Source organism: Ignavibacteriales bacterium (assembly GCA_026390775.1).
In the GTDB taxonomy this organism is placed as follows: Bacteria; Bacteroidota; Ignavibacteria; order Ignavibacteriales; family Melioribacteraceae; genus Fen-1258.
In genome coordinates this window covers 912,395-935,011 of sequence record JAPLFF010000007.1, presented here as the reverse complement: position 1 = coordinate 935,011, position 22,617 = coordinate 912,395, and the positions used below count along the sequence as shown (strand labels likewise).

General features: G+C 36.6%; 12 protein-coding genes. 5 read left to right on the top strand and 7 right to left on the bottom strand.

All coding sequences use genetic code 11. From position 1 onward, the window contains the following. The first annotated feature begins 9 nt into the window (after window positions 1–9). From NTZ27_09320 to NTZ27_09310, 3 genes are all read left to right on the top strand, one after another. On the top strand, window positions 10–1,254 hold the full coding sequence (locus NTZ27_09320) for a choice-of-anchor H family protein (protein MCX6174937.1): 1,245 nt from the start codon (window positions 10–12) through the stop codon (window positions 1,252–1,254). Next, on the top strand, window positions 1,255–2,958 hold the full coding sequence (locus NTZ27_09315; protein ID MCX6174936.1) for an OmpA family protein: 1,704 nt from the start codon (window positions 1,255–1,257) through the stop codon (window positions 2,956–2,958). Window positions 2,959–3,076: 118 nt separating this feature from the next. Then, window positions 3,077–4,738: a T9SS type A sorting domain-containing protein gene (locus NTZ27_09310; GenBank protein MCX6174935.1), complete on the top strand. Its 1,662-nt coding sequence runs from the start codon at window positions 3,077–3,079 to the stop codon at window positions 4,736–4,738. A 37-nt stretch (window positions 4,739–4,775) separates the two neighbouring features. Here the strand turns inward: NTZ27_09310 and hflX are convergent, their stop codons facing one another. The 7 genes from hflX to NTZ27_09275 form a co-directional block, all read right to left on the bottom strand. Further along, entirely contained in the window at window positions 4,776–6,050 is a 1,275-nt protein-coding gene (gene hflX, locus NTZ27_09305) for a GTPase HflX (GenBank protein MCX6174934.1), read from the bottom strand. Continuing rightward, window positions 6,043–8,172 carry a BatA and WFA domain-containing protein gene (locus NTZ27_09300; GenBank protein MCX6174933.1) on the bottom strand — a complete coding sequence of 710 codons (2,130 nt, stop codon included), beginning with the start codon at window positions 8,170–8,172 and terminating at the stop codon, window positions 6,043–6,045. Before NTZ27_09300 ends, hflX begins: the two co-directional genes overlap by 8 nt. A 3-nt stretch (window positions 8,173–8,175) precedes the next feature. Further along, window positions 8,176–9,498 (bottom strand): SpoIID/LytB domain-containing protein, encoded by a 1,323-nt coding sequence (locus tag NTZ27_09295; protein MCX6174932.1) that lies wholly within the window; start codon window positions 9,496–9,498, stop codon window positions 8,176–8,178. 214 nt (window positions 9,499–9,712) lie between these two features. Beyond that, window positions 9,713–10,084, bottom strand: coding sequence for a VOC family protein (locus NTZ27_09290; GenBank protein MCX6174931.1), 372 nt, complete (start codon window positions 10,082–10,084; stop codon window positions 9,713–9,715). A 122-nt stretch (window positions 10,085–10,206) separates the two neighbouring features. Next, window positions 10,207–12,372: a prolyl oligopeptidase family serine peptidase gene (locus NTZ27_09285; protein ID MCX6174930.1), complete on the bottom strand. Its 2,166-nt coding sequence runs from the start codon at window positions 12,370–12,372 to the stop codon at window positions 10,207–10,209. 508 nt (window positions 12,373–12,880) lie between these two features. Next, on the bottom strand, window positions 12,881–13,783 hold the full coding sequence (locus tag NTZ27_09280; GenBank protein ID MCX6174929.1) for an ankyrin repeat domain-containing protein: 903 nt from the start codon (window positions 13,781–13,783) through the stop codon (window positions 12,881–12,883). A gap of 540 nt (window positions 13,784–14,323) precedes the next feature. Further along, window positions 14,324–16,705 (bottom strand): M20/M25/M40 family metallo-hydrolase, encoded by a 2,382-nt coding sequence (locus NTZ27_09275; GenBank protein MCX6174928.1) that lies wholly within the window; start codon window positions 16,703–16,705, stop codon window positions 14,324–14,326. Between the two features lie 224 nt (window positions 16,706–16,929). Between NTZ27_09275 and NTZ27_09270 the strand changes: the two genes are divergently transcribed. Continuing rightward, complete coding sequence (locus NTZ27_09270) at window positions 16,930–20,784, top strand: lamin tail domain-containing protein (protein MCX6174927.1); 3,855 nt, start codon at window positions 16,930–16,932, stop codon at window positions 20,782–20,784. A 420-nt stretch (window positions 20,785–21,204) separates the two neighbouring features. Next, window positions 21,205–22,611 (top strand): T9SS type A sorting domain-containing protein, encoded by a 1,407-nt coding sequence (locus tag NTZ27_09265; protein ID MCX6174926.1) that lies wholly within the window; start codon window positions 21,205–21,207, stop codon window positions 22,609–22,611. The last annotated feature ends 6 nt before the right edge of the window (window positions 22,612–22,617 follow it).

Sequence of the window (22,617 nt, the reverse complement as noted above, 5' to 3'; positions counted from 1 at the left end):
GAGGTTGCATTGCTTAAAAGAATATTAATTTTAATTCTGCTTTACATTATTGCAGTTTCATGCAATCCAACTGTGATTGAAGAGAATTACAATTATTCATTTAAAAAAGTATGGTGGTCAGATGTTATTGACGGCAATCAAGACGGCTATGCTCAGTTTAAAAGATTGAACTTCAACATTAATATAGCCGAACAAGTTACTAGGAAGATTCAAGCGCGCGTCTATTACAAACTGAAAAGCTCCTCAAGCTTCACTTTTTACGGAGTAACTCAGGAAACGGAAGTAATCGGAAATAATACCGACAATAATTTGTTTTATTCCATCGGCTTGCCCAATAAAGAGTTAAACAGAGGATACTACGATTTCTCGGTTGAAATTTTCGAAGCCAACAGCAGCAAACTAGCAGTAAAAACCGACAGTTCGAAAACAGCTTTATTAAATAACGCTTTTGAAGAATCAAACAATGATAATTCTTTTACTATCAAATATAGTTGGTCGGATATTTATGACAGGAATAATAATAATTACTGGCGATATGCTACTATGAACATAAATATAAACAACGATAAAAATTTAACAAAGACGGTTGATGTAAATATTTATTACAAAAAAGCAGAATCAACTACATTCACACTTCTTAAGTCAATTGATAACTACAAAGTAATAGGTCAAACTGCCGATACAATAAAATATGTATTCGGCCAGCCGGAACTTAAGCTAACTAAAGGAGAGTATGATTTCCGCATCGAAGTATTGAGGTCAGATATTAACACGTTAGTTGCTCTAAAGGATCAAGATGATCCTCTGTTGAATAATATAAAATTCGAATCGGTAGATGATGACAGTTATTATTATTCAATTCAAAGAGTATGGTGGACATACCCGGTTGATTTGGATGCTGACGGGTTTACCCAAAATCGAATGCTGAATTTTGATGTTGATGTTGATAAAGATGAGAACCGGACTTTATTCGCTAAAATTTATGTGCTTCATCCTGATTCAACAGATTATGCCCTTTATGATTCAACGGCCAATTTTATTATCAAGGGAACAACCGCATTAGATAAATATTCTGTGGGAATCGGATCATCAAAAACCGAATTAGACAGCAATAGATATGATATTCTAATCTCTATATATGATGCACTCGCTTCCAAACAAAAAGTTGAAATAACAACAAGCGGTTCTTCCGATACTACTCTTTACAAGCAAAAATTTGAATCAGTTAAACAAGATACTACGAGACATAGATAAATGAGATTCAAAACTATCCTGATAATTGTATTTATTTCTATTTCTGTTTTTGTTAATGCACAAAACGAACAACTGTTCGAAGAAACACGTATTACCCTTAATGATGCACTAGACAGAAATGCACAAATGTTAAGTTTATCAGATTTTAAAAAATCAACCGAACATTATAACAAGGCAATAGATATTCTAAAACGAAGAGGAAGTACGAGTTCTACAAAAGATGAATTAGAGAAATCTATTGCGCTTCTTACGATATTAAATGAGGATATCGAAAAGAGTAATGAGTTCTTTAAGGAAGTACTGACTACAAGGCAGAATGCATTAAAAATTAATTCTGATAAATATTCTCTTTTCTATTGGGAAAAAGCGGACGGACTTTTTTCTGAAGCCATTGAAAAATATAATGATCACCATTACGAAGAAGCTTCTTCCATGGTTAATACGATAATAAATTATTATTCGCGTGCAAACTTATATACAGAAAAAACACTTGATCTGCTTTTTAATTGGGATCCAATAAAAAAAGCCGACAATTCATTAGCATCTCTTATCTCTCCCGCGGCTTATGAAAAAGGATTGAAATATTATTTTACGGCAATAAATGGATTAGCAGACGGAAAGGAAATAATAGAGATCAATAAAAATATTTCAGAAGCAGCGAAATATTTTACATCATCTGCAACAACCGCTAATGATTTTTCCCGAAAATATTTCAATTGTATTGATGCAAGAAAACAAGCGCAAAGCGCCGGCGCTGAAATATATGCATCGGAAAATTGGGCTGGTGCGGAAGAACTTCTTACAAAAGCCGGAAGGGAGCTTGAAGATAAAGATTATGATTCTGCAAAGGATTATGCTGATAAAGCGGATAAAAAATATATAATCAGCAAAAAGGTTGCTGTTAAGGAAAAGTATTTATCTGTTTCAAGACAAAGACTTGAGCTAGCTCGTGATATGGATTTAGATGATTATGCGCCCAAGACATTTGACGATGCTAAGAAATTATTTTTCCACGCCGAAAGTCTTGTCGAATCTGATAAATATACTGAAGCAGAAGTTGAATCAATTGCGAAAGAATGCGAACAAGAATTAGATAAAGCAAATTGGATTGCACGCATAATAAAATCAATAAAGAAAAAAGAAACGACATGGGAAAATGTTATAATGAGCTGGAATATATGGGATAATCTGAATCAGCCTGTTGTTATGTTTGATAAAAAACCCGACTACGGGAAAAAACCGCAACAGATAAATCAATACGATAAAACAAGCTCACAAACTCTTTCAAAATATAGAGCGAACCAATCTATATTCAATAAAATCTCTGAAGTAGACATTGAAATACTTGAAGATGGCGATAATATACTGATGAGAATTTATAATATAGATTTTAAACCGGTCGGCTATCGCTTGAATGATGAAGCAACTGCGGTTCTTAATGGCTTAATACCCATTTTAGAAAAATTCGATAATTCGAAACATCAAATTTGTTCTTATACTGATAACGTGGGTGCGCAAAGGACTAATATTGAAATCTCTAAGAAAAGAGCAAAAAATATAGCAGACTATTTAAGTAATAACTCTCTGCAGCTTTCCGGCAAAATCTCTGCAATCGGATACGGCGAAGACAATCCGATTTCTTCAAATTCCAATTTCGAAGGAAGAAAAAAGAATAATAGGATCGAAATTATAATCAGTGACTAATTACTCAAATTTTTGAGATAGTCATTAGATTAACAAAGCGATACTTGAAATTTTCTCCAAAAGATAAAATGAATCTTAGTTTTAGATGAAGTATAAATCGCATTGGAGGAATACCGTGATGAGAAAAAAATTACTTTTTTTAATCTTAGTAATATTTTCCGTAAATCTTTTTAGCCAAACAGCAAAGTATCCCTACCCTATTATTTTCCTTCATGGATTAGTGTCGAGTGACAATACATGGACTCAGGCAATTACAGCGCTTGGCGGAAGTGCAAAAGTCTTTGATGTCTGCCTAGACCATGACGGAAACCGAGCGACGGCATCTCTTACAAATGATATTTCAATTATTGGTTGGAGAGATGGAAATTCTACTCCTTCTCCCAATCGTTTGTACGTGATGAATTTTGATAACACCAGATTCCAAGTTACGGGACATTCCTCTCATACATTAAGTAATCAATCTGCTATTTATAAACAGGGAATAGCTCTTAAAGAAATGATTAGAGCAGTACTGACAATTGAAAATGCATCTAAAGTAATTCTTATTGGGCATTCTATGGGAGGACTTGAGATAAGGGAATACTTGCAAAGAGGTTACGATGGAACAACAAATGGACGTGGTAGTAACTGGGTTGATCAATCATCAGCATCAGGACATTCCGTTGCACGCGTTGTTACTTTAGGTACACCTCATCTAGGCAGTAACCATACTGGAGGTATTCTTTTTCTAATTCTAAGCGGTATAGATGAGAGCAGTGAAGCATGCAGAGATTTAAGATTTACAACACCTACAACACCAACCGCACCATATCTTTTCGGCGGAAATGAATCTGCTTATGCATGGAATCCTCAACCATATAACAAAGATGTCAACTGCAATGGTTCACCGGTAGATTTAATTACTGGTTTAAATAGCGGAACATCTTTTAATTCGGCAATACCATTACCATCAAATATTTGGTACACATGGATAACATCAAACTATTTAGGAAGGAACGAAGATGGTCTTGTAGACCTTTCCTGCCAATGGCTTTATTCAGGAACAACTATAACACCCCAATCTGCAGATACACTTTTATTGAACATAAATCATATTGAAGAACCTAATAATGTTCATGCCATAATTCGCGGAATAGATGAACCTTCCGACCCAAATTATGCTTATGAATTGCCGGAGAACCAATTAACAAAAGGATACATTACACACGGGACGAATTGGAATAGTCGCGATGTTGATGCATTTTCTTATAAAGCTTCACAATCCGGCAAATTGGAAATCACGTTTACAAATACAAACTCAGGAGCGGATTCGCTTTATGTATATGATGGGACAACGATACTTAGCAGTAAAGCTGTTCAAAGCGGAACCCAAACCTTTGATGTCAACAATGCTGCTCAAGATAAGATTTATCATATTATAATTAAGGGGACAGCCACGGGAACAAGTTGGCAAAATCCATATTCGATCAGTTGTAAAACAGTCCTCCCCGACGATGTAAACGAAAATGAAATTCCATTATCATTTCAATTATACCAGAATTACCCTAATCCATTTAATCCGGAAACTATCATCAGTTATCAACTACCAACTTCTGGAATAGTGACGTTAAAAATATTTGATATACTTGGAAGAGAAGCAGCCGAATTAATGAATGAAGAGAAAACTGCGGGAAGGTATGAAGTGAAGTTCGATGGGTCAAAACTTCCAAGTGGAATTTATATTTATAGATTAACCGGAAATAATGTAAACATCTCGAAGAAGATGACTTTGACAAAATAAGAATCAAGACAGGGTCACATTAAAAAACCAGAGTAGATTACCTGCTCTGGTTTTTTAATATCAGTTTATTAATTAAATGATGATTCGTTGTACTGGTTCGATAATTAAGAGATACATATTCGTTATTATAATCTATGTTGATAACTTCAGCGAGTTCATAAATCTTCGATATTATTTTTGAATCGGAGTGATTCAGTTTTATTTTATAAGCAGTAAAATTCTGTTCATAAATTGCAAGAAGCATCTTTTTTAAATTGTTTATGTTTATTCCGCGTTCGGCTGAAATAAGAATACTGTTTTTATATTGCTTAACAACATAATCCATTCTGTTTTTATCTTTCAGTGCATCTACCTTGTTGAATATTTTTATCTGCGTTTTCTTGTGGCTGTTTAATTCTTCAAGTGTTGAATCAACAACATTAATGTGATCTTCAAAAAAATCATGGGAGATATCAATTACATGAAGAATTAGATCTGCATCCTTTACAACGTTTAACGTGCTCTTGAAAGAAGCAACAAGATGATGCGGCAGTTTACGTATGAACCCGACCGTATCGCTCATCAGAATTTTTTTATTCTTTTCAATTTCGAAAGAACGTGTTGTGGAATCAAGCGTTGCAAATAATTTATCTTCCGTAAGAACACCGGCTTCAGTTAAACGATTTAGTAAAGTAGATTTTCCTGCATTAGTGTAACCAACAAGACAAGCTGTGATTTGATCTTTTCTCCCAGCGCTTTTAGTTACTTGCTGTGCGGTAATTTTTTTCAAATTTTCTTTCAGCTTACTAATTTTTGTGCGGATAATTCTTCTATCGGTTTCGATCTGTGTTTCACCCGGACCTTTTGTACCAATGCCTCCGTACTGTTTTGATAAGTGTGTCCATGCACGCGTTAATCGGGGAAGCATATATTGAAGTTGTGCAAGTTCTACTTGAGTTTTCGCCTCGCGCGTTTTTGCATGAGAGGCAAAGATATCAAAGATCAATCCGCTTCTATCCAAAACTTTACGCTCAAAAAGTTTTTCAAGATTACGGGCTTGCGTAGCATTTAAATCATCATCAAATATTACAAGCTGAATATCATTTAACTCAATTAGTTGAGCAACCTCTTCAGCTTTTCCTTTCCCGATAAAATATGCAGGATCAGGTCTGTAACGCTCCTGCATAATTTTGAAAACAGTTATTGCGCCTGCAGTGTTCGTAAGTAATTCCAACTCCTCAAGATGCTCTTCAACTTGATCTTTTGAGTAATCCTCGGTTACGAGTGCAATTAGAATTGCTCGTTCTCTTGGAATCGGTTTAAGTTCAATCATTCTTGTTTCCGGATTCTGGTTTCTGGATGCTTGATAGATCTTTTTTAGTGTTTCTTGCCACAAGTGATTCCGTAATTGCTAAAATTAAAACTATAATTAAAAAATATTTCCATAGTTCGGTACCAAAACGCGATTGGTAAATTACTCTTGTAAAATCATCGTTGGGCGAAAGTGAAAAAGATTTTCCCTCAAAACTGATTTGCTTCAAATAATCTTCAAACTCTGAAGAACCAGCCTTGTCGGTAACTGATTCTTTAGGATCGTGATTAACGGAGATATAATCCAGCAATTTATTCGATGAGAAGAATTTGTAAGTCCCGGCTTCATTCGTTTTGGTATAAGTAAAATAAATTTTATTTGTTAGTGAATCCGAATTTACAAATTCATTTTCTCCGTTTGGTTTTTCAATTTTTATTTGAGATATGGAATGATTGGAAATATCAGCGGTGATAGCTTGCCCGGCAAAAAATGTGTTTTGCTCTTTTAATTTAGAAGAGGAATAAAGAACAAGTCTGTTGACCAATGGCGCAAAAAAACCTTTGAGCGGAAAATTATTCCAATTAAGATTTAATGATGAATTAAACAGGAATACTTTTCCCGCGCCGAGTTTATATTCACTTAAGAAAGATGATCCATCGAACATGGAAATAATATTTTTGCCGTTACCACCGGGAACAACCTTGAAGTAATAATAAATTTCCGGCGATTCAACTTGCTGCTGCTTATTGTTTTCAAATAGATCTGCAAAGAGGGGATCTTGATAATTGATTTTATCAAACAGAGCAGGCGAATCCTGGGAATTTATTTTTCCTACGGCACTTACAGGAGAAGAAATATTGAATGCAATACACACCTTTTGAAAATTTGATAAAGTGCTTTGAGAACCGGGCATTAGTATTAAACCCCCGCCGCCTTCAGTAAAGCGGATCAAATTTTTCCAGTCGGTGTTTTTTCCCGAGCCGATGACGATAACTGCATCATAGTTTTTTAAATTCAGAGATGAGACTTGCGACAAACTATTTTCTGTAATCTTCACTTTCAGTTTTGTGGGATCATCTATTGCATACTTAACAAACTTTGCATCATCCCGGGTGTCCGTAAGAAATAGAACAGAAATTTTATCCGGTACATAAACGCTGAAAAATCTTTTGTTGTCTTGAAGAATATCATCATCTTCAAGCTCTGCATAGATTTCAACTAAACCTGTATCTAAAAGAGTTGTTTCGAATGGAATTGTTTTAGATTCACCGGCTGAAAGATTAACACTTTGCTGCGCACTTCTTTTTCCGTTAACAAAGAGCGAAGCAACAGAATTGTTGACAGATTGTTTGGAGTAATTTTTGACCAATACATCAAAGCTGACGGTTTTTCCTTTTTCAAATATTTGATTGTTGGGTTTGATCTCTTCAATGCCGAGATTAACCGGCTCTTTATCAGACAGATCAATTAAATAGAGCCTGACATTGCTATTGAAAATACCGGAAAGATTTGAGAGCTCATTTGACGAATTATAAATTCTACCTTTCTGCAGATCAGTCAGCAAATAAATTTCTTTATTATAATTATTTGATTGATATAAAACTTGCGCCGCTTTTACCAACGATTCGTTAAGAGTTTTACTTACAACGGATATTTCCAGCTCATCAATTTGTTTTGTTAATTGTTTGTTGTTAGTTATTGGTTGAGCTGCTTCATTAGATCGATTGCCAACATCTAACAGAATGATCTCATCGCCATCTTGAAAGTTGGAAAGAAGATTTTTTGCAATTTGCTTTGCGTGGTTTAAGTAAGATCCATTCCCGGTCACCACAGACATGCTGAATGTGTTATCTATTATAATTACAGCTGTAGTTTTAGCCGCGGAAGAATTCCCGATAGAGAAATTTTTTACAGTTGGACGGGCAAAAGCCATTACAAGAAAAATAATTATTGCTATGCGCAGTAACAGAAGCAGCCACTGTTTTAATTTAATCCGTTTGATCTTCGTTTTCTGCAGTTCTTTCAAAAATGCAAGAGTGCTGAACTCAACTCTCTTTAACTTACGCAGATTAAGAAAGTGAAGAACTATCGGAATTGAAGCAGCGATCAAACCAAATAATATAGCGGGGTTAAGAAATGTCATTCGTTAATAAATTTTTTGAATTTGTGCACCGCTGAAATAATGTGTTAGTATCTCATCAAATCCATAACCAAGTTCGCCCATTACCGCTGCGCCTATCTGACAAAGTCCAACACCATGTCCCCATCCTGCGCCATGCAAAATAAATTTTTGAGGAACACCTTTAACAATTTTTTCCTTTCCAACAACAAACGCAGAACTATACAAATGTGTTTTAGAAAGAATTTTTCTTATCTCAAGTTCTTTCCCGATCGTAATAGTTTTTTTAGTGCCGATGATTTTCAATTTTATAATGCGTGTTGAAGGACCCCGTTCGATTGGAACGAGATCAATAATATTTCCAAAATCAATTCCGCTTTTTGTTCTAATTAGTCCGGCTATTTCGTCCTGTGTGTATTCAACATTCCACCGGAAGAAATCATTTGTGAAATGATCAAAGTTGACCAGTACTGTTGAAAGAATTCTTTCGTCGGTTGTATTGCAGAAAGCTTGAGGAGTAGAATTTATCCAATGATCGGCAAACTTTTCTTTTTTAATATCCGTACGGTCATCGTCGAATCTAAATTTATAATCCAAGATAGAACTTAGGTACGGGTGAGGAACATTTTCCCATACATTTTCAAAAACTTCTGTAATACCGCCGCAGCATTTTGAGTAACGAGTATCGCAGATTGTATCTTTATGTTTCAACACCAATCCGCGCGTGGAAGCAATTGCGTTCACGGCATTATCATTAATAATTTTTGTTACACCTTGATATCGCTGGCAATGATCATCAGCGCAAAAATCGTAATTGGTGTGATCTTCTCTATCATACCATCGAATAATTTCGTCCTTACCAATAATTTCGTTAACAGCTTTCTTGTTCTTTTTTTCCAGCTGTGCAAGAAGCCATCCACGCGATACTACTGAATGCGCTTTTAAAAGTTCGATTGAACTGTTAGCGCTCATTTCCGATGAGATAACACTTGTAAGATATTCTTCGAGCGGAAGAATATTAACAGCGGTAATTTGATCTTTCTCTTTTATAAATTTTAATCTTCCGCGAAATCTTTGATTCTCTTTATTTTGCCAGTGAAAACCTTTTCCGATCACCACGTCTCTAAGAAGAAATGATTCCGTCTCAAGATCATTAGGATTAAAAAGTAATTCATCAGCAGAAAAAATTTCTTTTTTCTCCTGGCTGATTGAAATTTTATCACCGCTCAGCTTAGCTTTAAATTTTCCACTATACTTCTTATCCGCTCCCTTCAAAGTAAATTCGCCGTATAGATCAAAGCGGATCTCTTTTTCGGTTACAATTCCAATGCTTACTAAAGGTTCATTCATAAAAAATCGGGTTACTGTATTATTTAACCGAAATATAACAATGGCAGTTATAATTAGATAGGATAATAGATATTAGCAGTCAGTCTAATTCTTATAGTTGTTCAAAAGGAAAATTCATCATTGATGAAAATGTTAATTACAAAAGGTAAAAAAAGTAGGTAACGCAATCCACCAATGGCGGACAAGAATTTACGTTCCCTACAACTCTATGTAACTAAAACTCAGTAAGCGACAATATATTTCCATCTGGATCTGTAAACCAGGCAATCTTTGCTTTACTCGGCGCAGTCCAAATCCCGTTTTCGTCTTGATTCATTCCTTCGTATCGAGCGAACTTAACACCGCGTTTTGACAGTGCATTAACTTCTTTTTTTATGTCGGCAACTTTCCAACCGAGGACTGTATAACCGTGAGGATTTACTTGATCAACTTTCTGAATCCGAAGCATAGTTCCGTTTGCTTCAAAGACTAAAGCAAATTGATCACCGCTTACGAAAGTCAAACCGAGAGTCTCTTCGTAGAATTGCCGTGCCTTCGTGGCGTTGCTTGTTGCGACAAAGCTGATGAGATCGGATTTATTAAGCATAAGAGTATTTTCCGTTTCCAAACGATGGTTGGTAATGCATTATTTCTATTTCATAAACCAAACTTGTGTTTGGAGAAATTGCAAATCGCTTTTTCCCCTCGATCTGTTTTCCGTAAAGCCAGTTATTTTTTCATTTGAAAATCAGTGTGTCCTGTCTGCCACAGACAGAAGGCGAACATATTAGCAAAATTTCTGAATGCAACTTTTTTGTCTTCGGTAAAATGACCGTTGTCGTAATTCACTTGCATCAATACTGGCTTTCCCGAAGCGGATGCATTCTGCAGTGCAGCAGCAAATTTGCCCGGCTGCCAAATGATGACGCGCGGATCATTGAAGCCGCCGACACAAATCACGGCTGGATATTTCACTCCTTCTTTCACATGTTGAAATGCATCCATCTCCATCAAAGCCATACATTCAACCGAGTCTTTGACGGTTCCGAATTCCGGTGTATTAACTGGGCCGTTCGGTGAATTTTCCATTCGCAATGCATTCAAACATCCCACATTGCAAATTGCCGCGCCGAATAGGTCGGGTCGCTCCGTAATTGCTCGACCAATCAGAATTCCACCGGCGCTCGTTCCCATGCCAAATAATTTTGGAGAACTGGTATACTTGTTTTTGACAAGATATTCGGCACAAGCAATAAAATCTTTCCATGTGTTCGGTTTCGTTGTCTTGTAACCGGCGCGATACCATTCCTCTCCTTTTTCCGCGCCTCCGCGTATGTGAGCAACTGCAACGATCACATTTCGATTTATGAGTGCGAGATTCATCGCGCTGAAATAAGGCGTAGCAGAAGAACCATAAGCTCCGTAACCATCGAGATAGCAAATGGCACTTCCATTTCTTTTAATGTTCTTATTGTAAATTATAGAAAGCGGAACCATCACGCCATCGTGACTCGATGTTTCCACTTCATCAACAACTATGTCATTGACGCCGGGATAATTTACTTCAATGTAAAATATGCTTTTTGTAAATGTGCCGGTTACGGGATTGAAGTCGTATCGCACCGTCGGAGTGTTCCATGAAGAAATAAAAGCATTACAATCATTGGTTGTAATATCGTAGCCGCCTGCATACATGGTACCTTTTAGAGGAAGGTTCACATCTTTCCATGTCTTATCATGGTAACTGTATTGATGGAGAAAACTGTTAATACCATCCGAAGTTACGGCAAAAAGATAATCCTTGCATCGTGACAAGTAATTTATGGTGTTCTTGCCTTGTGCCAAAACTTCGTTTGCTTTAGCGATGTCCGGATTTCGTAAATCCGTCACCAGGATTTTGAACTTCGGTGCGTTTTTGTGAGAAAGCAGATAGATCGTATTCCCCTCAACACTAAAATCTGTTACTTCATCTTCCGGTTTCAGTAAGGGTTTCCATGTAATAGTTGCATTTAAAAGCTCACTGGCCGGTGCGTAATACATGGTCAGTTCATTTTGTACCGTTCCCAGTAATCCAAAAATATATTTAAAGTCATAAGATATATTCACTAGAGGAATATCCTGAGGTTTGATCCCAAGCGAAGGATATTTTGACGCAGAAAAGATTTCTTGATCGCTCTTAGGGTTCGAGCCCACTACGTGATAAAAAGTTCTGGTATTCAACTCTCTGTCAATCGCATGTACATCGCTGGATTGCATCAGATTATAGAGAAAGCCCTTCCCATCTTTTGTCCATCCGCCAATGCCGCCCCAGCATGGCGAGATACTTTCTGGGAACATTGTTTTATCATCCACATTCATAATGCGAATGGTAGCAGACTCAGAACCACCTTCGGCAATGCCCAGCACAACCTTCTTTCCATCTTCAGTTGGTAAATAGGATGAAAGAGAAACGCTCTTTCCCGAATTGCCTTCCGTAGGATCGAACAACAATATTTCCTTACCGTTTAGTCCCTCGCGGTAATAGAGTTTACTGACGTTTTCCACAGGTAATGTTTTCCTATAAAAATAACGGCCGCTTTTTCGAATGACAGAACTAAAGCTGGCCGCTCTCATCGCATCGAGCCGGATGAAATCATTAATAAGTGAATCACGCCCCGGAATCTTGTCGAGAATGCCGGCAGTAAAATCATGCTGAGCCTTTAGCCAGTCTTTCACATCGGTGCTATCCATATTCTCGAGCCAGCGATAGTTGTCGTTTACGGCTTTTCCAAAATAGCGATCCGTGACCGGTATTTTTTTTGTTGCCGGATAATTCCATTGCGCAATGGCTTGCTTTGGAGTAAACAACCATGCAACCAGAATAGAAAGAGTGAAGGAAAGAATTATTTTTTTCATAGAACCTCCTTGATGTTTTTTCATATGTTATTATTTTTATTTTTCGTCTCTCAGTTAACTCTAAAAACTAATTTCATGATTTGTGATTTTCGGCGGACGTTTATCATCATAAGCGGGTTCTCTTCTTTTGTTTTACGATGTAGCGGTCAACAAAACAAAAACCAAAATGGCCGAGATACTTTGATTGAAGTAGTGAAGTTGACGAGTAATCGTGAATACCGCAAAAATGACTAACACATAAAATATAATCTGCATTGGCCAGACATTGTCGTTATATGCCTCAAATATTTTGAGGAATTGTTTCGGGAACGACATGTTCATGGTGTTCACTTCATGGTCATCGTTTCAAACACTGTTGGGCATTGCGTATGACTAGTGTAACTACGCGATACTTCGATTGTCCTTCTAATCTTATGAGAAAGTTAGAGAAGTGATATAGCTTTGTCAATCAATTTGTTTTATAAAAAAGCTGACAGCGGTCGGCTATCAACTTTCAGCAAAAAATATTTTAATATTTCTCTATTACATAATCCCACTTAGCTTCTTTTTCCCCTGAATGTTCATCAGCATCAATAATGAAGGGTCGTGCAACTATTATATCCCCCGCATTGATTTCAATTTTCCGTGTAATCGTAGGTCCAACCGTACGTTGATACCAGCTAACACTGAAGATCGCCCGAACTCCAATGATATGTGAACCGGGCTCAATTTCTGCTATCATTCGATCTTCACTTTTTTGATCAATGCTCGCGATTCTTGAGTTCTTAACAAAAATGCTACTCCCTATACGATCTCCCGCTATCAATACACCCTTACCTCTTGGAAGAACCGCGCCTTTTGATTTCAGAAATTCAACTATCTCTTTGTTACCCAAAGCCGCTGCTATGTAAATTGGTTTAAAACTGTCGTACACCCGAACCCCATGATCATCAGCCTCTCTTATCATCAAATTTGAATTTGAGTTTACATCCGCCCCATTGTCAAGCAGATACTCGAGAATTGACTTCGAAATTTCCTTATTCTGCACAGCAGCAATTAACGGCGTCATGGAGGCTGTAGTTGTATCAACAACGTTGTAGTTGATCTTTGCCCCGTGTTCTATCAGGAGTTTTGCCACATCAAGCTTGTTCCCATATGCAGCACATCCCAGCGGTGTCACCCCGTCAATACTCGCGGCATTGACATCTGCGCCTTTTTCCACTAGCAGCTTTACCATGTCCAAGTGCCCATTGGACGAAGCTATCATCAGAGCAGAAAAGGAATGATCATCACTTGTGTTAGCGCTTGTGCCGCTAGATAGGGATTCCTTTACTTCTTCATAGTTCCCGGTTCTGACAGATTGAAGAAAGTTGGAACAACTGCTTAACAGAACGGAAACAGCTAAAATTCCAATAAAGAAAAATGGTTTCATACGCTACTCCTTTTCATAAATCATTGTTTTGAAATAATCGCTAGATACTACTCGGCAAAATTGAAATGTAGAGATTGCGTATACTAGTGTAACTACGCAATCCACCTTCGGCGGATTTCGTTTATCCTACTTTATGGTTGGATAGACGCAATAAATTTTTATTTATTTTGTTTTTGTTATGCGCTATCTATTGAAGTGAAGTAATAATCTATTCAATTGTTTATTGCTGACATGTGTGTTCATCTTGCTTGTCTCTAAGCTTGAATACCCCAATATTTTTTGTATGTGTCTCTAGATTGGATTTTTAATAATCCTTATCGTCTCTAAGAGAAAATTAGAGAAGAGATTTAGCTTTGTCAATCAATTTGTTATATAAAAAAAGCTGGTAAAGACATCAGCAGACAAAAAGATTTTTAAAGGGATTTGAGAAAGGATCGGAATTGATTTACGGAAGTCTTGATCTATTTCCGAATTGAATTTTATAAAGTAGGGAACGCAATCCACCAATGGCTGACAAGACCTTGCGTTCCCTACAGAGCATCATTTTATTATTTCTAATTCATAAATCAAACTTGTGTTTGGAGATATTGCAAACCGCTTTTTTCCCTCAATCTGTTTTCCGTACACAACATTATTTCCATAAGCTAATTTTGATTGAGCAATCACGGTTCGTTGTTCGCCGGGTTTCATATCTGCGATTGATTCATCAAGTGCTGGATTAATTTTAGTCTTTCCGATTGTGTATTCAAAAATTTCCGGTTTATCTAAATCATTTGGTTTTCCTTCAACACTTGTGCTTACAAATTTATTTCCATCTAATAAAAAACTTCCTTTGTACTGAACTTTTAAAACAGCGCCTTCGGCAGGTTTATCACCAGTTCCTTCTTTCAAAATAAAAAATTTTAATCCGCTTGCCGTTTCATTCACGTTAGGAAATTTCTTTTTAATCAATTCCGCCTCTTTCTTTAGTCTCTTTTCTTCATCAGCTTTTATTTTTGCATTAGCTTCATCAACCATCTTCTTAAATGATTCGGTTGTAACTTTAAAGTCCATGGCTTTCTGTCCAACGCGCGAGATCACCACGCTTTTTATTGTATCTCCTTGAGTAATTTTTTCTACCACATCCATGCCTTCAGTCACTTGACCGAATAAAGTATAATTGTCGTCGAGATACGAACGGTCACCAAGTGTAATATAGAATTGACTTCCGTTAGTATTTGCACCGGCGTTTGCCATTCCAAGCATTCCGGCTTTGTTGTGACTTAATCCTTTATATATTTCATTCGGAAATTCATAACCAGGTCCTTCGGTTTCTTTTCCGGTTGCAGGCATTCCTGCTTGTATTACATGTCCGGCTACAACACGGTGCCAGATGCTTCCATTGAAATATGGTTTTTTTTCTTCAACCGCATCGTTCTTAATCGTTCCTTCTGCAAGTCCGACAAAATTTGCAACCGTCATTGGAACGTGTTCGTAATCCAGATTAAGAGTAAATCTTCCTTTGTTTGTATTTAGATCGGCATAAATTCCTTCCGGTGCAAATGCACCTTCGCGCGGTAGAAGATGATCTAAGTTTGCTGCGCCGTATGCAAGCAATGCAATTACAATTGAAGAATGTTCCTGCGCATCGGGAATTACTTCATCGTAAGTATCAAGCGGCGTGTGCCATGTTTTGGTATATTGATGAGGACCTTCAAGACGAAGACCTGGAGCCGGAACGCCTGCCATTATAAAAGAAAAACTGTCTGTTCCTCCTCGTCCCGCTTTTCTAAACGGCTGCGATTCGGTTAGTTTGAACGGATATTTTAATCCGGCTGTTTCAATCGGCTCAACAACTTTTTTCATTTCATCGAACATAACTTTAGGAACACCTAAACTTACGGCTGGATTGGTTCCGCTGTCTTTGTTTATCACGAGAGAAATTTTATTCAGAAGTTTTTTGTTTTTATTCACCCATGATTTTGATCCAACCAATCCCTGTTCTTCGGCAGCATAAAGATGAATCATAATTGAGCGTTTAGGTTTAGCCCCGGCTTTCATCATCAAACGGATTGCTTCCATCATAGCTGTTACACCCGAACCGTTATCAATTGCGCCGGTTGCAATATCAAACGAATCAAGATGACCGCTGATGATAACATATTCGTTCGGAAATTTTGTACCGGGAATTGTTCCGATCACATTGTAATATTTGATTGGACCTGGTTTGAAGAAATTCCGGATTTCAAATTCTAGAATTACTTCCTCATTCTTTTCAACGAGAGATTTTATTTCATTGTATTGAGTATCCACAAGTTTTATATCACAAAGAGTTGGAAGGTTATCCCAAGATTTAACACATCGTGAATCCAAAGTGCGGATCGGAACATGTGTTAATTGAATTGTTCCAAGCGCGCCGACCGCCATTAATTTTCTTGTAAGAGCTACAACAGAATCACGGTCGCGGGGCCAGCCCGTATTTTCTCCGTCAATCATTACCCAAGCGCCGTTCATTTTACTTTTTACTGAATCGAATCTGGCATCTGTCTTCGGCATTATTACAACCGGTCCGCGCTGAATCCCTTTTGTACCGGCAGTATATGATGGAGTTACAAACTCTAAAACTTTTTCTGCCGGCTTTATCATTTTGCCTGCCCAATGTCCGCGGAGAAATCCAACCGGCACTTCACCGACTTCATCTAACTTAACTTTTAATCCCCAGCTTTTTAATTCATTCATAGCCCAATTGCATGCGGTAAGATATTGGTCCGAACCGGTTAATCTTCCTCCGATTCTGTTGTTGAGAATATCTTGATGCCGCATAACTTGATTATCGGTTTTTCCTATCTCAATAATTTTTTTAATTACGGGATCCTGCTGCGGGAAAATGATTGCGGTGAAGACTAAAAACAGTAATGTTGATTTTAATAATAATCGTTTCATAAATGTCTCTGGTTTCTGATTGAATATTTCAATACAAAATACATAAAAACGGTTTTCAATAGAAAAAGAATTTGTTTAAGAAAGGTTAAATTGCTTAAAGTGAGAAGTAAAAAATTGATATTGAGCTTATCGTTCTCCCTTGCCTTGTACAACCTCAAGTAATGCTTTTAGCAAGAGAATTTTTTATTTTATGAATAGATTTTTACAATTGGGGTAATATCAAAATGAAATGGGCGGGAAAATTATTTTTTGTGGTAGTTCTTCTTAGCATCTCTCTCTTATCAGACATTTTTGCTCAAACCGGATCTGTTCTTACATTCAGCGAAATAATGTTCGATCCTTCTGAAACGAACGGCGAGTTTGTTGAGATCTACAATACTTCCACAACTGAAACGGTTGATCTTACAAACTATAAATTCAAATATTATACATCTTCTAATAATAATATTGTTGCTCTGTCCGGAGGAATGCAGTTGGGTCCGGGAAAGTTTGCCGTTATCTTACAAGGCAATTACGATTATACAAACGGGATTTATAAAACCTTAATTCCCGCCGATGCAATTGTTCTTAAGATCAGTTCCAACAGTTTTGGTTCATCCGGTATGGCAAACACAACGAGCAGAGATGTTTATTTAATTAACGCTTCTGGTCAGACAATTGATACTTATACTTATTCAGCCAATAATTCCGCGGGTATTTCTGATGAGAAATATATTCTCTCTAAAGATAATACTGCCGCCAACTGGAAGAATTCATTGACAATAAACGGAACTCCCGGAAAAAATAATTCAGTATCGCCTCTCAACTATGATCTTAATATAACGTTTGCTGGATTTATTCCCAGTGCACCAAAAGCAGAAGACACTTTAAAAATAACTGTGAAAATCAAAAACGCAGGACGGCTTGCAGTAGCAAATTTTAGTGTTGATATTTTTAATGATGCGAATGATGATTCGCTTGGACAGTCCGGAGAATCAATCTTTAATAACAATTACACAAATCTTGCAAGTGGTGATTCAATAATGATCCAGCAGTCTATTTATGCACCGTCTGCGGCAGATTATCATTTTATCGCCGCCGCCAATTTTACGGGAGATGAAAACACTTCCAACAACAAGGCTTTTTTGAAAATCACTGTTGCAGAAATACCCGCGTCAAGAAATGAAATTGTTGTAAATGAATTTATGTATGCACCTTCAAATGATGAACCGGAATGGATTGAACTATATAACACATCTTACAGAGCAATCAATTTGAAAAATTGGAAGATAACAGATAACTCAACCACGGTTACAATTTCTACTACGGATTATTTTTTGAATCCCGGCGAATATTTAGTTGTAGCTAGTGATGCTGCCATTTCAAATTATTATCGGATCACATCTAAATTTTTGATAAAACAACTTCCATCTTTGAATAACAGCGGTGATGATATTATTCTGAGAAGCAATCTCAACACAACAATAGATTCGTTGAAGTATTCTTCATCGTGGGGAGGAACCGGCGGAAAATCTTTGGAACGCATTGAATCAACATCGTCTTCAACCAATTCGTTAAATTGGCGGACATCAACGAATGCTATCGGCGCTACACCGGGATTTATCAATTCAGTATCAAAGAAAAACTATGATGTAAAGCTTCTTCTTCCAAGTATTTATCCTAAGAATCCAATTATTGGAGAAACGGTAAAAATTAATATCGGTATGTGGAATGATGGTAAAAAGCCAGCGGAATTTAAGGTGACTTTGCATGAAATTATGAAAGACGGGAGAAAAATATTTTTGAAAGAACAAATTGTTTCTCTCCCTGCCTTAGTCGAAATAATTTTTTATATCACTCAATTAGAATTAACTGTAGATAATTTATCTGGGGCTAGAACTTTTGAATACTTTGCCGACTTCCCACAGGATCAGGACACAACAAATAATAGAAAAATTATTAAAGTCCAACCAGGTTATCCGTCTGGCTCGGTGGTTATAAATGAAATTATGTACACCCCTGTTAACGGCGAACCGGAATGGATAGAACTTTATAACAACTCACAATATGATATTGATCTGGAAGATTGGTCTATCATAGATGTGTTGATAACTCCGGTAAAGAACAAAATCCAAGCGAAGGATTATATTTTTCCGAGCAAAACATTTTTAGTTGTTGCAAAAGATTCTACTATAAAAAATTTTCACGGAACGATTCCTTCAAAACTTATTGTTTCCACTTTTGCAAACTTAAATAACGATGCGGATGGAGTTGTGTTTAAAGATTCGCGAGATGTTACGATTGACTCTGTCCGCTATGAATCTTTCTGGGGCGGCGCAAATGGAAAATCGCTTGAACGAAAATCTATCAGCGCTTCATCGGTAGATAGAAATAATTGGTCTTCATCAAAAGATATTGAATTGAGCACACCGGGCCGTGAAAACAGCATCACACAGAAAAGATATGATCTGGCAATAAATGCAATAACAACCACGCCACAGTATCCTTTACTTAATGAAGAGGTTGGCGTTAGCGCAAAGGTTATCAATTATGGTTTAGAAAAAGCGACAGACTTCACGGTAAAATTTTATTTGAAAGTAAATAACTCGGCCACATTTTTTGCCGAAGGTAAAGGAATTAACTTAAACGGTAGCGATTCTGTGTGGATCACTGCAAATACAAAATTAAAATTGAACAACAACAAAACAATTTTGTGCAAAGTTATTTTCAGCGGTGATGAAGACACACTAAACAATTCATTTATTGCAGAAGTAAGTCCCGGCGCAAAAAGGAATTCGGTTCAGATCAGCGAGGTAATGTATGATCCGCTTTCGGGTGAATCCGAATGGGTGGAAATTTTCAACTCATCGAACGATCAAGTGAATCTAAAGAATTGGCAGATCAGCGATTTGCTGCCGTCGCCAACAAAAAGTGTTATAACAGTCAAAGATAATTTTTTGAGTCCCGGTGAATATGCAATCATAACTTATGATTCACTGAAGTATCCTTACTATCCTCCGAGGAAATTTTTCCAGGCAAAATTTGGTTCACTCAGTTCAACTGATGGAGTAATGATTTATGATTTTCGAAATTCTGTGATTGATAGTCTGAAATACAATTCAAGCTGGGGTGGTGCTAAAGGTTACTCGATGGAAAGATTTTCTTTTTCAGCAGTTACAAACGATAGTTTAAATTGGGCAACAACACTTGACCCTAATGGCGGTACTGCAGGTTTTAAAAACTCTGTAGTTAACACAACAAGATATTCTTTCGGTTCTCTTGTAATAAATGAAATTATGTTTGATCCGGCAACAGGCAATGCCGAGTATCTGGAATTTTACAATACAACAAACGATTCAATTCAGCTTGGCGGAATGGAAATTAGAATCGGGTCATCGGCAAAATTCAAACTTGCAAATACATTTTACAAACTTCCGCCGCAGAATTATTTTGTACTGGCATCGGATTCTTCTATTTATAGAAGCTTTCCTTGGCTAAAGCTTGAAAATAAAACAAAGATAGCCGGCAGTTCTTCGCTTAGTTTATCAAACGACGGCGCACAATTGATTTTAAAAGATCTACGCGGAGATACATTAGATTCTCTTAATTATTCTTTTTCATGGCACAATAAAAATATTCTTACTACTAAAAGCAGATCACTAGAAAGACTTAATCCGCTTCTCGGTTCTAACGTTAGATCCAATTGGAATACTTCAGTCAATGCTGAAGGAGGATCGCCCGGGAAGCAAAACTCGATTTATTCCGAAAACACTTCACGAGAATTGAAAGTTACGATTAGTCCCAATCCATTCTCTCCTGATAACGACGGTTACGAAGATTACGCAATAATAAATTTTGATCTTACCCAGCCGTTTTCGCAAGTTCGTATAAAAGTTTTCGATAGTCAGGGCAGATTAGTAAGAAGCATAGCAGAAAATAAATTGGCAGCATCAAAAAATTCTGTTATTTTTGACGGACTTGATGATAGCGGGAGACCGCTTCGCATCGGGATTTATATTTTACTCATCGAAGCAGTTGCAGAAGGTTCCGGCAATGTTGAAGTAATGAAGACTCCGGTTGTTGTTGCAAGAAAATTATAATCCCTTCGCTTAGAGTTAGCCGGCAAGTAAAATTTTCATATATAAGGAAAACTTTACACCCACCTTTCTTAAATTTCATAAATAATACAGTTTTCACGGGGCTTAGTTTTTGCATGAGTAGTTATGAATTAATTAACATTATTACTTTCAGACAGGTTCTCTTTTAAAGTGTAAAAAAATCTTTTAAAAAACACCGTAATTGTACTGATAGTATTTGCTGAAAAATTTATTACATTATTTACGGGAAATAAATGGGCGGCGAAATGTTTTACTTTCACAAATATCTTTTCTTAAATAACAAATCATATTAATTAATCGTGGGGGTGCGTCATGTATTATTAAAATAATTTTCTTATAGCTTTTATTACCTTCCAATTTTCAATACGGAAGAGTTCAAATTAAAATTCAACTAAGACAAATATGAAATACTATTTCAAAATTATAGTTTTTGCTTTACTAACAGTTAATTCATTTTCCTTTGCACAGGGCTATGGTAGTTGGTTTGCTACAGATTCCATGATAGAGAAAAGACGTTACCATGCGGGCATACAATTAGATAATGGAAATATTTTAATTACTGGAGGATATGGTGTCTCTGGTCCAGCGAGTAATGGTGCTGAAATATTTAATATAACGAATTTTAAATGGGGTACCGCTATTTCCATGAATAAAGGACGTGGTGACCACAACTTAGTAAAACTTAATGACGGTTCGATTTTGGCAATAGGTGGATATAGTGAGAAAACGTGCGAGATCCTTGATAAGAATTTGACTAACTGGATATTTACGGATTCGTTAAAAATGAGTAGGTGGTACGGACAAAGTGTTGTAATAATGCAAAATGGAAATGTGATGATAATAGGTGGTTATAAAGGAAGTTTAAATGATCCTTCTCAAAGAGCGATTAAGGAATGTGAAATCTACAATTATTCTGGGAAATTTTGGGAGATCACTTCAGAATTAAATATCGGACGCTTCGGACATACAGCCACAGTTCTAAAAGATGAGAGAGTGATTGTTATTGGCGGTAATACGATAAATAATGGAGTAATATTACTTAATTCATGCGAGATATTTAACCCTATCACGAAGAGCTGGACAACTGTTGCACCCATGCATTATTCAAGAGCAGGACACTCGGCAACTCTGCTGTCGAACGGGAAAGTCTTGGTTGTAGGAGGGAAGCAAGCGATTTCCGAATTATATAATCCTTCAACAGATACGTGGGAAGAAGTTGGTCCGGTGATGCTCGCTTCAGGTCACAACAATGCAGTAATTTTATCTAATGAAAAGTTTTTGTTATTGGTACATGATATTATCGGATACGCATACAATCCGGGATGGGAACTATACTCTCTTGAGAATCTTGAATCTGTTTATTGGGGAAAATTCAAAAGATTAATAAGTGACCCGGTTGTTGTCAAGATTGATGATAATAGAGTGTTATTCAGTGGTGGTTATGAATTTATAGAAGAATATTCTCTATATACTGCAGCGAATTTAAGTCAAGTATACGATCTTAATTTAACAAGCGTTAAAGAAAGTATAGCGCCGAATATATCTCCAAATGATTTCTCGTTAAGCTGCTATCCTAATCCATTTAATAGTTCTACAAATATTACCTTCGAATTAAGTTCCCCCAGTTATGTCTCATTAAAAGTTTTCAACATTATTGGTGCTGAAATAAACACAATTTATAACGGAGAACTTTCAGTAGGTAGGCATACTTTCAGATGTGAAATGAATAATTTCTCATCAGGAGTTTATTTTGTCAAAATGAACTCTCAAAAACAAACAAAACTAATTAAAATTATTCTTCAAAAATAATGGGGT